This window comes from Teichococcus coralli, from assembly GCF_009829925.1.
Classification (GTDB): Bacteria; Pseudomonadota; Alphaproteobacteria; order Acetobacterales; family Acetobacteraceae; genus Pseudoroseomonas; species Pseudoroseomonas coralli.
The window spans coordinates 103,624-115,799 of the sequence record NZ_SNVJ01000014.1 but is presented as its reverse complement, the minus strand read 5'-3'; the positions used below and the strand labels follow the sequence as shown (position 1 = coordinate 115,799).

10 protein-coding genes are annotated in these 12,176 nt (G+C 67.3%); 4 read left to right on the top strand and 6 right to left on the bottom strand.

Annotated elements, in window-relative coordinates; translation table 11 throughout:
- Positions 1–138 precede the first annotated feature (138 nt).
- From E0493_RS15820 to E0493_RS15810, 3 genes are all read right to left on the bottom strand, one after another.
- A complete protein-coding gene (locus E0493_RS15820; protein ID WP_160938204.1) occupies positions 139–687 on the bottom strand; it encodes a hypothetical protein in 549 nt (182 codons plus the stop codon).
- Between the two features lie 194 nt (positions 688–881).
- Positions 882–1,475: a hypothetical protein gene (locus E0493_RS15815; RefSeq protein WP_160938203.1), complete on the bottom strand. Its 594-nt coding sequence runs from the start codon at positions 1,473–1,475 to the stop codon at positions 882–884.
- 37 nt (positions 1,476–1,512) lie between these two features.
- A complete protein-coding gene (locus tag E0493_RS15810; RefSeq protein ID WP_160938202.1) occupies positions 1,513–2,862 on the bottom strand; it encodes a tyrosine-type recombinase/integrase in 1,350 nt (449 codons plus the stop codon).
- 596 nt (positions 2,863–3,458) lie between these two features.
- Here E0493_RS15810 and E0493_RS15805 point away from each other — a divergent pair.
- Together E0493_RS15805 and E0493_RS15800 are read left to right on the top strand one after the other, a co-directional pair.
- Positions 3,459–4,007: a cupin domain-containing protein gene (locus E0493_RS15805; RefSeq protein WP_160938201.1), complete on the top strand. Its 549-nt coding sequence runs from the start codon at positions 3,459–3,461 to the stop codon at positions 4,005–4,007.
- A 102-nt stretch (positions 4,008–4,109) separates the two neighbouring features.
- On the top strand, positions 4,110–5,597 hold the full coding sequence (locus E0493_RS15800; protein WP_160938200.1) for a M81 family metallopeptidase: 1,488 nt from the start codon (positions 4,110–4,112) through the stop codon (positions 5,595–5,597).
- Between the two features lie 164 nt (positions 5,598–5,761).
- On the opposite strand, the gene E0493_RS15795 is transcribed toward E0493_RS15800, so the two are convergent.
- From E0493_RS15795 to modD, 3 genes are all read right to left on the bottom strand, one after another.
- Positions 5,762–7,012, bottom strand: coding sequence for an aspartate aminotransferase family protein (locus E0493_RS15795; protein ID WP_160938199.1), 1,251 nt, complete (start codon positions 7,010–7,012; stop codon positions 5,762–5,764).
- Positions 7,009–8,598, bottom strand: a complete 1,590-nt coding sequence (locus E0493_RS15790) for an ABC transporter substrate-binding protein (protein ID WP_202397158.1) — start codon at positions 8,596–8,598, stop codon at positions 7,009–7,011. Before E0493_RS15790 ends, E0493_RS15795 begins: the two co-directional genes overlap by 4 nt.
- Before the next feature lie 671 nt (positions 8,599–9,269).
- The gene (gene modD / locus E0493_RS15785) at positions 9,270–10,223 is read right to left on the bottom strand and encodes a ModD protein (RefSeq protein WP_160938198.1); all 954 of its coding nucleotides are present in this window, start codon (positions 10,221–10,223) and stop codon (positions 9,270–9,272) included.
- Between the two features lie 368 nt (positions 10,224–10,591).
- Between modD and E0493_RS15780 the strand changes: the two genes are divergently transcribed.
- Positions 10,592–11,614, top strand: a complete 1,023-nt coding sequence (locus E0493_RS15780) for a TRAP transporter substrate-binding protein (RefSeq protein WP_160938197.1) — start codon at positions 10,592–10,594, stop codon at positions 11,612–11,614.
- Between the two features lie 64 nt (positions 11,615–11,678).
- The gene (locus E0493_RS15775) at positions 11,679–12,170 is read left to right on the top strand and encodes a TRAP transporter small permease (protein WP_202397157.1); all 492 of its coding nucleotides are present in this window, start codon (positions 11,679–11,681) and stop codon (positions 12,168–12,170) included.
- Positions 12,171–12,176 lie beyond the last annotated feature (6 nt).

The following is a 12,176-nucleotide window of genomic DNA, read 5'->3' as shown; positions in this document are numbered from 1 at the left end:
CGATGCAGACTGATCGGAAACCGCTCTAAGGGATTTCGCTGAGGGCCTGAATGCGAAAGGCATCGAGACAGCCCGTGGAGGCCCCTGGGCGCCTACTCAGGTGATGAGGCTGCTGGATAGGCTGAGGGAGTGGGTCAGCTAGGGCATCGGAACCATCCAGCCGCTTCTATTCGTCCTAGTGTAAGTTTCAAATGTGGACTGCAAAACGACCGTATGAGAAGTCTCATAGACGGTAGCGACAAATTTGTCTCTAGATGAGCGGAACGCAATTTCCTTCATCCGATAAACGGCAGGCAAACGAACTAGGCTTTTGCAGGCTGCCCTGATCTCAGGTGTCCTGAAAGTAAGTGGGTGCGCTGAATGCGCGAAAACGTTCCTGATTTTTCGTATGGTTTCGAGGTTCTTGTAGGTCACATCTCCAATGAGCATCATGGCATGAGCCATACTGATTTTGGCGCTAAGTGTCCCCAATACCCCAAAATCAGAAAACAGCCTGTCCTTAGGCGTATTGTCATCCCGGTTTGGAAGGATGCCCCAAAGGGCAACTCTTAAGCACTCATCTAAGTAGTTGGTGAGAAGTATAGCTACTGACCTATCACTCGCATGAATGATCTCTTTGGCAAGGGCGCGGCGATGTTCCTTTGTAGGAATGCCTTTGCCAAGCCCGTGCAAACCCTTCTTTGCCATACCCTGAATCAAGTCCTGAACTGCGATGGGAGCTTGCGCAAGCCTGTCTTGCTGTGCGGTAGACCTAAGTAGGCTTCACAGCCTTCTTGCGAGGTGTTGGCTGCCCAAGGTCCAAGCTGTCCCGCGCTTCGATCAGATGCGTTAGACGCCGCTTCAGGCTCCCGTTCTCGGTCTCGTCCATTGAGGCTCTCGTTCTAAATGCCGTCCTGGAGAAGCCCAAGATCATGGCGCGCAAGTTCAGCAGCCAGCCTGAAGCAGTCTGCCTTGTCAATGTCCCGCTCAGCTTCTGCTGCATGCAGCATTGCGTCTTCGACTTCTCTCAGGCCTTCTCGGGTAAACAGATGCTTCTCACCTAAGGCAGCTTCTTGATAAGGCGTCAGGAAGTTGGGGTCTTTGCGAGGCGAGCGAGCCTGGAACCAAGCCGCAAGAGAAATAATTTCCTCCAACGTCGAGTTCCCTTTGAATGTGTTGGCGCGATGGGAAATTATCTCGACATTGTGGGACACATAACCTTTGGAGCCATCAAGGCGATCTATGCTAGGAGAGTCAGGATGCGGCTGCCGTTTACCTGATATGCGTCGCCCGTATACAAGAGGAATTCCAAGAACTGGACAGTAATCCGGAGCGATATCAATGAAATGCGCGTATTGCAGGTCGAACACGTCGCCGCCCGCCTTTGCTATGGATTTTTTGCACCTGAAGTGCCTTTGAAGCCACTCCGCTTTCTCCTTCTTGGATACGTCCTGTGTTGATTCTACTGCTCCTGACGTTGGCGTCTTGTGTGGCATGGCGCCCCCCCTCTTACAGCTTTGGATGCCTAAACGGTTAGTTTAAAGGCAGCTTAAGACACTGAGCGGCTTGCGTAAGCTGCTCATCGCTTGGACCTTTGCTGTACCGTCCCAGGCCCTCTCCAGGCCTTTGATGACCCATCATGGCATCTGCCACCCAGGGAGGTATGTCGCCATGCTCCAGCAGCGTTCTGGCCCGATGGCGCCAGCTATGACCAGCCACAAGGGCACTATCGGAAGCTAAATGCTTATCGAGGTATCGCCCTAGACGCTGTGAGACAGCAGAAGAGCGCTTTACCAGACGACCGCCAGCCTCCGTATGGGTGGGTAGTTCAGGAAAGATGAAGCTATCCGAGGAAGCTTCCTTACGGCGCTTCAGCATCTCTACGACCAGGGCCTCCACCACAGGGAAGCGCCGCTTGGCAGCCTTGGTCTTACCTGCGGTCACCGAGATCCACGCTATGTCCCCGTCCACGGTGATATCCTGACAACGCAGAGAACAGGCTTCCGCAAGGCGCAGGGTGGAAGTCGCGAGCAGATGCAGGATATCGAGGTCTAATGGCAGTTCACTAGAGACCTCTGAGACGATCCGCAGGAATGCTGCGGCCTCTTCCTCCGTGAAGGGGCGACGGCCCTCTCCCTCATCCTCCAGACCGCTTTGAGTGCCTATGCTGAGGCTCAGGCCAGCCCAAATGTCAGCCCCTTCGGGTCGGTAGCCATGGATCTCTAGCCATTTCCAAAAACGCCTAATGGAAGTCAGCATCCGGTTTACGGTGGCGGGGTCACGTCCCGGCCTCAGAACCTCCATAACGAACCGCGAAGCCGCCCGCTTGGTCATTGCTTCAGTGGTAGGATGATGCTGGATGAGCAGCCTAACAGCTTGCCGATCCATAACCTTGGTCTTGTCCTTCACCTGCCGATCAGCAAGCCAAGGCTCCAACAGAGGCTCTAGTTCGGTGAGTTGGCCGGTAGCCAGCTTGTAGAAGCGCAGGGCGTCAGGCTGAACCTCACGGTCCTCCTCAGCCCCATAAGGGTCCCTGACATCAAGCGCATCGGCCTCATCTTCGACCAAGCTCAGGATGATCTCACGCTCTTCAGGCGAGGAGGCTTTAGCTAGATGCTCCTGGAAGAAGGCCGCCCGCGCAGCCAGCTTGTCGCCTCCACGAGCCTTCTCAATCATGGACCGCCAGGACGCTACCAGAATCGGGCTACGCCTGAGCGCCTCTTTCTCGCTGCTGGTCTCCAGAGACTTGAAGAAGCGGCGCTGACCGTTGAACTGCGGGCGCAGCGGCTTGGGAATGTCCAGGGTGGCGTACCAGATGCCCTTGCGGAACTCGATGCTCCTCGGCACCCGCTTAGGGGCAGCTTTTCCTTTGACTGTAGCCATGTTTACCCACCCATTTTCCCCACCTATTTATAGGGGGAAAGGCCGAAAATCCATGGTCTTAGCAGGTTAGATGTGGGTCTAAGTCCCCTCCCGTTGGGGACGCCACTGGCTACTAAGCCATTGATGCCGCAGCTCGTCCCGCCAAAACAGGCACTACGCAGCCCCGCTGATCCGATCGGGTGATCCAGAGTGCCTGTTCCCATGGCCGTTCAAGGGCGCTGCGGGCCATTGTGGGCAGGTCCGAACTGATCCGCTCCCTTGGCACCAAGGACCTTCAGCGCCGGCGGCCGTGGCCGAACCGCAAACGGTCCTTGCCCAGGCTGTCGCGGTGACACGGGGGGAGATGGCTTCGCTGCCTGCTGGTTGGTTGTTGCGATCATCACCCAGAAACGGAGGCCGGAACACCAGGATCACGGTGCAGGAAGCGCGACGGACGTATCGCGCGCACCTCGAACCTGAAGCGGCAGCCGGGACGTGCACCAGGGCTTCGCAGCGAGCCTTTCCCCTCCCGGAATTTCCTGTCTAGTTTTCTCAACGCGTGGTGCGGCACCGAGTCTAGGCTCGGGGCCTCCATGGAAGCTGATGAGGAGCGGCGCATGCCGAGGGTCGGGGCGAAGCTGAGGAGCCTGCGCCAGCGCCGGGGGCTCGGCATGCGCGAACTGGCGACGCGCTCGGGCGTCTCGCACTCGGCCATCTCGCTGATCGAGCGGGACCGGATGAGCCCCTCGGTGGACACGCTCGGCGCCGTGCTCGGCGCGCTCGGCCTGACCATTTCCGGATTCTTTGCCGACCTGGAAAGCCCGGTGCCGGCACGCGTCTTCTATCCCGCCAGCGACCTGGCCGAGATCGGCCGGGCGGACAAGGTCTCCTACCGCCTGGTCGGCATGGACTACCCGAACCGGCGCATGCTGCTGCTCTCCGAGCGCTATGCCCCTGGCGCTGCCACCGACGGCGCCCTCGCCCACAATGCCGAGGAGGCCGGCATCGTCACCCGCGGCGCGGTGGAGGTCACGGTGGGCGAAGAGACCCGGATCCTGCGCGAGGGCGACGGCTACTACTTCGACAGCCGCCAGCCGCACCGCTTCCGCAACGTCTCGGACGAGGTGAGCACCATCATCAGCGCCATCACCCCGCCGACCTACTGAGCGGCCGGCCAGTATCCTGCCCGCCCCCGCGCCGGGCCGTTGCGCCGCCCGTGCTTCCGCCCTCTGCTGGCCTTCCGGCACCCTGATGGCAGCGAGGACCGAATGGCGGCACGACGCATCCTGGCAGGCGGCATCGCCCAGGAATCGCACAGCTTCAACCCCATCCTGACGGGACGGGACAGCTTCACCATCACCGAGGGCGCGGAAGCGGTGCGCCGCGCGCGCGGCACCAACTCCACGCTCGGCGGCATCATCGCCGCCGCCGAAGCGGCGGGCGCCGAGGTGACGGTGCCCGTCATGTTCCGCGCCCAGTCCGGCGGCCCGGTGGAGGATGCGGTCTTCGCCGAGGTGAAGGCGGCGATGCTCGACGCCGCCCGGAAAGGCAACTTCGACGCCATCGCCCTGCCGCTGCATGGCGGCATGCTGACCCCGGCCCTGCACGACCCCGAGGGCGTGCTGATCCAGGAGCTGCGCGCCATCGTCGGGCCCGCGGTGCCGATCACCGCGGCCTTCGACCTGCACGCGCATGTCACGCCCGCGACGCTGAACGCCTGCGATGTCCTGGCGGGCTATCTCACCAATCCGCATGCCGACCAGGGCGCCACCGGCCGCCGCGCCGGGGATGCCGCCTTCGCCATGCTGGACGGCCGACTTGACCCGGTGCTGGCCTGGGCGCACCTGCCGATGCTGACGCTGGGCAACGACCGCACCGACGAGGCGCCGCTGCAGGGCCTGCACGCCCGTGCGCGGGCGGCGGTGGAAGCCGGCAAGGTCTATGACACCTCGATCTTCAACGCGCAGCAGTTCCTCGACGTGCCCGGGCTCGGCCAGGTGGTGATGGCCTATGGCAACGGGCGCTCGGAAGAGGCGGAGGTCCTCGTCGCCGCCCTGGCCGCCGAGCTCTGGGCGGCGCGGGAGGCGCTGATCGGCACCTATCCGGGCCTGGAGGAATGCCTCGCCCGCGCCGTGGCCGGCACGCCGCGCCCGCTGATCCTCGGTGACCAAGGTGACCGCGTGGCGGCCGGCGCGCCGGGCGACAGCACCGTGACGCTGCACGCCCTGCTCAACCTGGGCACCGAAATCCCCGCCGCCGTGCCGATCACCGATGCCGAGGGGGTGGCACGCTGCCGCGCCGCCGGTGTCGGTGCCGCCGTGACAGTGACGGTGGGCGGCCGCTACTCCACCGCGGCGCCGCCGGTGACGCTGACCGGCGAGGTGGTCGCCGCCGGCGAGGGCGCCTCGCTGGTCTATGCCGGCCCGGCCGAAAAGGGCCAGCGCGCCCATGTGGGGCCCTATGCCGTGCTGCGCGCGGGCAAGCTGACGGTGGTGCTGACCGCCTTCCCCTATGCCTATATCGACCCCGAATACTACCGCGCGATGGGCGTGGAGCCGGCCAAACAGCGCGTCGTCATCACCCGCTCCGGCTACCATTTCACGCTGAACTACGCCGCCATCGGCGAGTGCATCACGGTGGACACGCCGGGCATGTCCTCCTACCGCGTCGCCGAACTGCCCTTCACCGTGGCGCGGCCCTTCTATCCGCTGGACGATCTGGACGTCACGCCGCAGGTGCGGCTGCGGCGGCGCTGACCTGCTCCCGNCAGGTGCGGCTGCGGCGGCGCTGACCTGCTCCCGGGAGGGGCGCCGCCCCTCCCGGACCCACCCTGCCAGGAACCTGGCCAAACCTGCAGGTTTGGCCCTGGACCTCCCACGAATGGCGGGGTCCGGGGGAATACGATCCCCCCGGCGGGGCTTCAGGGGCGGAGCCCCTGAGCCAGCACGGGTGCCGCCACCGCGAAGGCTTCCTCCATCAGTGCCAGCGCCTCCGCGTCGTGCGCGAAGGACAGGTAGAGGCGGCCATAGCCGGAGGGCATGACCAGCACGCCACGGCGCCGCAGTTCCAGGTGCAGCGCCTCGGACCAGTCCGGCCGCAGCCCCCGCCGCGCGGCGTCGTAGTCGGCCGGCGCCGCCTCCCCCGGCCAAAGGGCGAAGACGTCGCCATAGCCGCTGGTGACGACCGGCAGGCCCGCTCGCGCGAAGCTGCGCTCGATCCGGCCGCGCAGGGCATCGCCACGTGCCAGCAACGCCGGGTAGTCGGCTTGGTCGAGCAGCCGCATCGTCGCCACCACGGCGGCGCAGGAGACGGGATTGCCGCTGTAGGTGCCGGCGCGCACGGCGCGGCCCTCGGCGAAGGCGCGCATGATCTCCGCCCGCCCGGCCACCGCCGCCACCGGCACGCCGCTGCCGATCGCCTTGCCCAGGGTGACGAGGTCAGGGTCCAGGCCGAGATGGTGCGCGGTGAGCCCGGCATGCAGCCGGAAGCCCATCAGCACCTCGTCCATGATCAGCAGGGCGCCGTGCCGGCGGGCGAGTTGCTGCAGCCGCTGGAGATAGCCGGGCGCGGGCATGATGCAGCCGGCATTGGCCAGCATCGGCTCCACCAGCACGGCGGCGATGTCGTCATGCTCGGCGAAGAGCCGCTCGGCGTCCTCGGCATCGTTGAAGCGCAGCAGGGAGAGGCGGTCCGTGCCCGGACGGGCATTGCCGGGGAAGGCCGCCTCGGGCGCGCCGGCGCCGCCGAAGGCGACGTCGTCCAGCCACCCGTCGAAGCCGCCCGCCATCTTGGCGATGCGCGGGCGGCCGGTGGCGACGCGCGCGGCTCGGCAGGCCAGATGGACCGCCTCGCTGCCCGTGCTGACGAAGAGCACCCGGTCCAGCGGCCCGGCATGGGTGGCGATGGCGGCCGCGGCCGCTTCCTCGCCGGGATGGGCGAAGGCGGGCAGCGGCCCGTCGCGCAGCGCCGCCGCCGCCGCCTCCATCACCTCCGGCGGGGCATGGCCGAGCACGGTGCCGCCGAAGCCGAGGGCGGTGTCCACGTAGCGCCGCCCCGCCGCGTCCCAGAGATAGGGCCCCTGCGAGCGGACCACGGCGAGCGCGGCGCCGTCGAGCGGCGGCAGGGCGCGCGCCGCGCTCGACACGCCGCCGACGAGATGCGGCCCGCTCATGCGCGCCGCACGTTCCACGGGTAGCGCACGGAGCCGCCGAGCACGCCGGTCAGGCTGGTGCGGTAGGCGGTATGCGGGAAGTAGATGCCGAGCGGCAGGGTCGGCACGTCGCGCAGCGCGAGCTGGTGGATCTCGGTCTGCAGGCGCTCCTGCGCCCCCTTGTCGGTGGCGTTCATCCACTCGGAGGTGAGGCGCTCCATCTCGGCGCTCTCGTACCAGCCCGGCCAGCCCTTGGCGCCCTCGCCGCGCAGGGTGGTGTTGGTCACCGGGTTGGCGATGGCGATGCTCGGCCAGGTGCTGTGGAAGATGCTCCAGCCCCCCTCCTCCACCGGCGCCTTGGAGAGGCGGCGCTGCAGCAGCGTGCCCCAGTCCATGTCCACCAGGTCCACGTTCAGCCCGGCCTGCTGCAGCAGGGCCGCCGTCACCGGGCCGAGCGGCGCCAGCGCGGTGCTGTCCGCCGGGTTCAGGATGACCACCTTCTCGCCCTTGTAGCCGGTGGCCTTCAGCGCCTCCCGCATCGCCTTCTCGTCGCCGGCAAGGCGGCCGAACTGGTCGCGCCCCAGCTCCTGCACGCCGGGGATGGGGCACGGGAACATCGCGCGGCATTCCTGCCAGGCCTTCGGGTTGCCGCCGGTGACGGTCGCCAGGTAGTCCACCTGCCTGGCGACCTGCATGACGAAGCGGCGCAGCGCCGGATTGTTGAAGGGCGCGGTGGTGTGGTTGAAGCGCATCACCAGCTCGGTGCCGAGCGGGTCGGCGTTCTCGATGCGCACGTCGCGGCTGCGCGCCACCAGCGGCTCCAGGTCGGCGGGCAGGTTCTCCAGCCAGTCCACCTCGCCCTGCTGCAGCGCGGCGACGGCGGTGGAGTTGTCGGTGATGACGCGCCACTCGATGCGCTCGAAATGCGCCACCTTGCCGCCGGAGGTCCATTCCGGCGCTTCGTCGCGCGGCTTGTAGCCGTCGAATTTGGCGTAAGCGACAAGGTTGCCGGAGTCGAACTCATTGGCGAGAAAGCGGTAGGGGCCGGAGCCGATGACCTCCTTGATCGGCGTGTCCGGCGCGGCCTTGACGATCCGCTCGGGCATGATGAAGGCGGGCGAGGAATGCGGCTTGCCGATGGCGTCCAGCAGCAGCGGGAAAGGCCGCTTCAGGTGGATGCGCAGCGTGCGGTCGTCCGGTGTCTCGTAGCGGTCCACGGCGGCGCCGTAGACGCGGCCATAGACGTCGCGCCGGCTCCAGCGCTCCAGGCTGGCGGCGCAGTCGCGGGCGCGGACCGGCTCGCCATCGTGGAAGCGCAGGCCCTCGCGCAGGCGGATGGTCCAGCTGCGGCCGTCGTCGCTCACCTCGTGCCGCTCGGCCATCTGCGGCTTCGGGCGCATCTGCGCGTCCACGCCGTAGAGCGTGTCGAACACGTAGTAGCCGTGCTGCACGGCCACCAGCGCGGTGGACATCACCGGGTCCAGCGAGACGAGGCTGGTGGAGGGCACGAAGCGCAGCGTGCGGCTGCGCGTGTCCTGGCCCAGGGCAGGCATCGGCAAGGCGGCGGCGGGCAGGAGCTTCATCAGGTCGCGGCGGCGGACGGTCATCGGCTGGGGCTCCATGGCGGATTATGGATCGCAAGAGGCAGCCTAGGACAGGAAGTCGCTTCCTGTGTGGACATCGCAAAGAGGCGGTCAGGATAGTGCACGGGGTGCGGCCCGCCGGAACGAGCGTCGCGGCGGGAAAAGGGCGCCTGGTGGCCGTTCCTGGGCGTTGCGCCGCGGTCCCGGCATCTTCGGCGGCGGCATGCTGCCGGCGGCGCACGCCCCGACCGCCTCGGCGGCCTGCCTGGGAAGTTCGCTCGGCCCTTTCGGGGGCGGCAGCGTCGCCGCCACGGCCGGCATCTGCCGGGTCTTCGTGCGGGACGGGCTGCCGTTCCTCGCCAGCCTGCCATGGGTGTACCGAGTCCTCCTACTGGGTCCTCCCACTGGGTCCTCCCACTGGGTCCTCCTACTGGGTCCTCCTACTGGGTCCTCCTACTGGGTCCTCCCACTGGGTCCTCCCACTGGGTCCTCCCACTGGGTCCTCCCACTGGGTCCTCCCGGAGCGAAGGAGGAAGCCGGCCGCACTGGGGCGGGCCGGCGGGGCTCCCGCATCCGGCCGGCGCGGCCCCGCGCCGGCGCTCAGTCCTTCCCGACCATCACGTCTGAAGGCGATGATCACGGCTCCGCCCGGCGGTCCAAGGCGCACATGCGTGGCGCCCGTCCCCTTTGTGACCTCAAGGATCTTTCCGGGAAGCTTGCCGGGAAGCGCGTTCCTGGCGGACAGCCTCATCATCGCCTCCCGGGCCGGCAGTTCGATGCGGCGCGGCGGCGATGCCGCCGCGGGCGGGCGTCAGGACGACCTCGACCGCCAGCGGCGGCGCCGCATAGGGCGCGGCCGTCACCAGCAGGTCGGCCCCGGCGGCGGCATAGGCGGTGGCATTCCCCTCATCCACCTCGCCGCCGGCGGCGAGCAGCGGGCGGCGCGCCATGCCGGCCAGTGCCTGCGCCACCATTGCCACGTCCTCGGGCGGCAATCCGCCGAGCTGGACTTCGTCCACCCCGGCATGGGCGAACTGCAGCGCAGCGTCCACGCTTCCAGCCTCGACGGCAACCTTGCGCTCGGGCTGCGCCGCCCGCAGCCGCGCAACCCAGAGGTGCGGCGGCATGCGGCCAAGCAGCGCGCGATGCGCGCCCAGCACGAGAATGGAGTCCGACAGTCCCAGCCGGTGCGGCACGCAGCCGGCGGACATCACCGCCTTCAGCATCACCGCCCGGGCGCCAGGCAGATGCGCGCGCGAACAGGCGACGGCGATGCCATCCCGGCCTTGCCGCGCCGCACGCAGGATGCGGCGTGCCCGGGTGGCGACGCCCGAGGCGACTTCCACCAGCGACTGCGCCGCACGCATGCCCAGCAAAAGGGCGCCGGCCGGCCCTTCCGCGGCCAGCAGCAGCGCGCCGGCTTCCACCTGCGCGCCGGACGCGGCCACCCGCTCGGTCCATGTCGCGCCCGCGAGCTGCATGACCCGCTCCGCCTCCTCCACACAGGCCAGCGTCATGGTGCCACGGGCCCTGAAGCTCAGCCGTCCGGTCTCGCCGGCGATGGCGAGGCCCAGTGTCGTCAGGTCGCCGTAAGGAGCATCCTCGGAGAGCATCGCCGTCAGCTGCGCATCAGGCACGGTGAAGGGCATGCAGGAAAGCCTCATTCGGAATGTCGCGGTCGGGCCGCCCCGCCGGAGGGCGCCTCGCGCGATGCTATGGCCCAAGCTGCGCCGAATGAAGAGGGGGGGGCGAGTCCCGCCCGGCACCATCCCGGCATCCGGACGCGCCCGGCGGGCGAGAGCGGGCGAGAGCGGGCGCCCCGCCATGGCGGAGAAGCGCGGCTTTTGGCCGCCGCAGGCGCCGGGCGCCCTGGTCCGGGGCACGCCCTCCCCTGCAATTCGTCCCCCTCCGATCGGAGGGACTGCGGCGGAAGTTTGCTCTTCGGCCGAAATCCGGGATAAAAAATCCGCATGAGGCGGCGCAAAGCCGTTTGAGAACAAATAATGAGGAGGCAGCCATGGTCCATTCCAATGGCCGGAGCACCGTTATCAGCCGGCGCGCAGCCCTTGCCGTGGCCGCAGGGGGCCTGGCCCTGCCGGCGCTGCAGGCGCGGGCGCAGGGCGTCACCACCATCAAGTTCAGCCATGTGGTGGCCGACAGCACACCCAAGGGACAGGCGGCGATCCGCTTCAAGGAAGCGGCGGAGAAGCTGCTGCCCGGCAAGGTGAAGGTCGAGGTCTATCCGAACTCGCAGCTCTACGGCGATGCGAAGGAGATGGAGGCCCTGCTGCTCGGCGACGTGCAGATCCTGGCCCCTTCGCTCTCCAAGTTCGACCGCTTCACCAAGTCCCTCCAGGTTTTCGACCTGCCCTTCCTCTTCGCCGACATGGAGGCGGCCGACCGGTTCCAGGCCAGCGAGACCGGCCGCAAGCTGCTGAACTCGATCGAGAAGCGCGGGCTGCTCGGCCTGGGCTACCTGCACAACGGGTTGAAGCAGCTCTCCGCAAACCGGCCGCTCCTGCTGCCGGGGGATGCGAAGGGGCTGAAGTTCCGGGTGCAGTCCTCCGACGTGCTGGTCGCCCAGTTCCAGCAGCTCGGCGCGAACCCCCAGAAGCTCGCCTTCTCCGAGGTCTATCAGGCGCTGCAGACCGGCGCCGTGGACGGGCAGGAGAACACCTGGTCGAACTGCTACAGCCAGAAGTACCAGGAGGTGCAGTCGGACTTCACCGAGACCAACCACGGGCTGATCGACTACATGCTGGTCACCAACAGCAAGTGGTGGCGCGGCCTTTCCGACGAGGTGCGCGACGGGGTGAGCAAGGCGCTTGAGGAGGCGATCCAGCTCAACAACACCAACGCCCAGAAGCTCAACGACGACGCCCGCGCCAAGATCGCCGAGTCCAAGGCCAAGATCCACACCCTCTCCGCGGACCAGCGCGCCCAGTGGCGCGAGGCGATGCGGCCGGTCTGGAAGAAGTTCGAGAAGGACATCGGCGCCGACATCATCGCGGCGGCCGAGCAGGCGGGCCAGGCGAGCTGATCGCGCGGCACGCCCGGACATGACGCTGCTGCGCACCGCCTGGCATCGCCTGGAGGAGGGCCTCATGGCCCTCCTTCTCGTCTTCATGACGCTCGTGACCTTCTACCAGGTCGTGCTGCGCTACGTTTTCAACGACGGCCTGCTCTGGGGGCAGGAAGCGGTGCTCTACGCCTTTGGCTGGCTCGTCATGCTCGGGCTCGGCTATGGCGTGCGCACGCGCGCGCATCTCGGCATCGACATCCTGGTGAAGGCGCTCACGCCGCGGCACCGGCGCACCATCGGCCTGGTCGCGGTGGCCCTCTGCATCATCTATGCCGGCCTGCTCGCCTACGGCTCCTGGATCTACATGGACACCATTCGGATGGTGGGCATCGAGGCGCAGGACATCCCCGTGGAGCGCTGGCTGCTCATCACCGTCATGCCCTTCGGCTTCCTGCTGCTGCTGGCCCGGCTCTGCACGGAGGCCTGGCTGATCCTGAGCGGCCGGACCGCCGGCTTCGAGATCGCCGACGAGGCCGGCGACGCGCTGCGCGAACTGCACAACCCGCATCCGTGACCCCGG

Excerpts from the sequence above, each read along its gene's own strand:
- modD (WP_160938198.1), bottom strand. The coding sequence starts at position 10,223 with ATGCCCTTCACCGTGCCTGATGCGCAGCTGACGGCGATGCTCTCCGAG.
- E0493_RS15790 (WP_202397158.1), bottom strand. The coding sequence starts at position 8,598 with ATGACCGTCCGCCGCCGCGACCTGATGAAGCTCCTGCCCGCCGCCGCC.
- E0493_RS15810 (WP_160938202.1), bottom strand. The coding sequence starts at position 2,862 with ATGGCTACAGTCAAAGGAAAAGCTGCCCCTAAGCGGGTGCCGAGGAGC.
- E0493_RS15775 (WP_202397157.1), top strand. The coding sequence starts at position 11,679 with ATGGCCCTCCTTCTCGTCTTCATGACGCTCGTGACCTTCTACCAGGTC.
- E0493_RS15805 (WP_160938201.1), top strand. The coding sequence starts at position 3,459 with ATGCCGAGGGTCGGGGCGAAGCTGAGGAGCCTGCGCCAGCGCCGGGGG.
- E0493_RS15820 (WP_160938204.1), bottom strand. The coding sequence starts at position 687 with ATGGCAAAGAAGGGTTTGCACGGGCTTGGCAAAGGCATTCCTACAAAG.
- E0493_RS15815 (WP_160938203.1), bottom strand. The coding sequence starts at position 1,475 with ATGCCACACAAGACGCCAACGTCAGGAGCAGTAGAATCAACACAGGAC.
- E0493_RS15780 (WP_160938197.1), top strand. The coding sequence starts at position 10,592 with ATGGTCCATTCCAATGGCCGGAGCACCGTTATCAGCCGGCGCGCAGCC.
- E0493_RS15795 (WP_160938199.1), bottom strand. The coding sequence starts at position 7,012 with ATGAGCGGGCCGCATCTCGTCGGCGGCGTGTCGAGCGCGGCGCGCGCC.
- E0493_RS15800 (WP_160938200.1), top strand. The coding sequence starts at position 4,110 with ATGGCGGCACGACGCATCCTGGCAGGCGGCATCGCCCAGGAATCGCAC.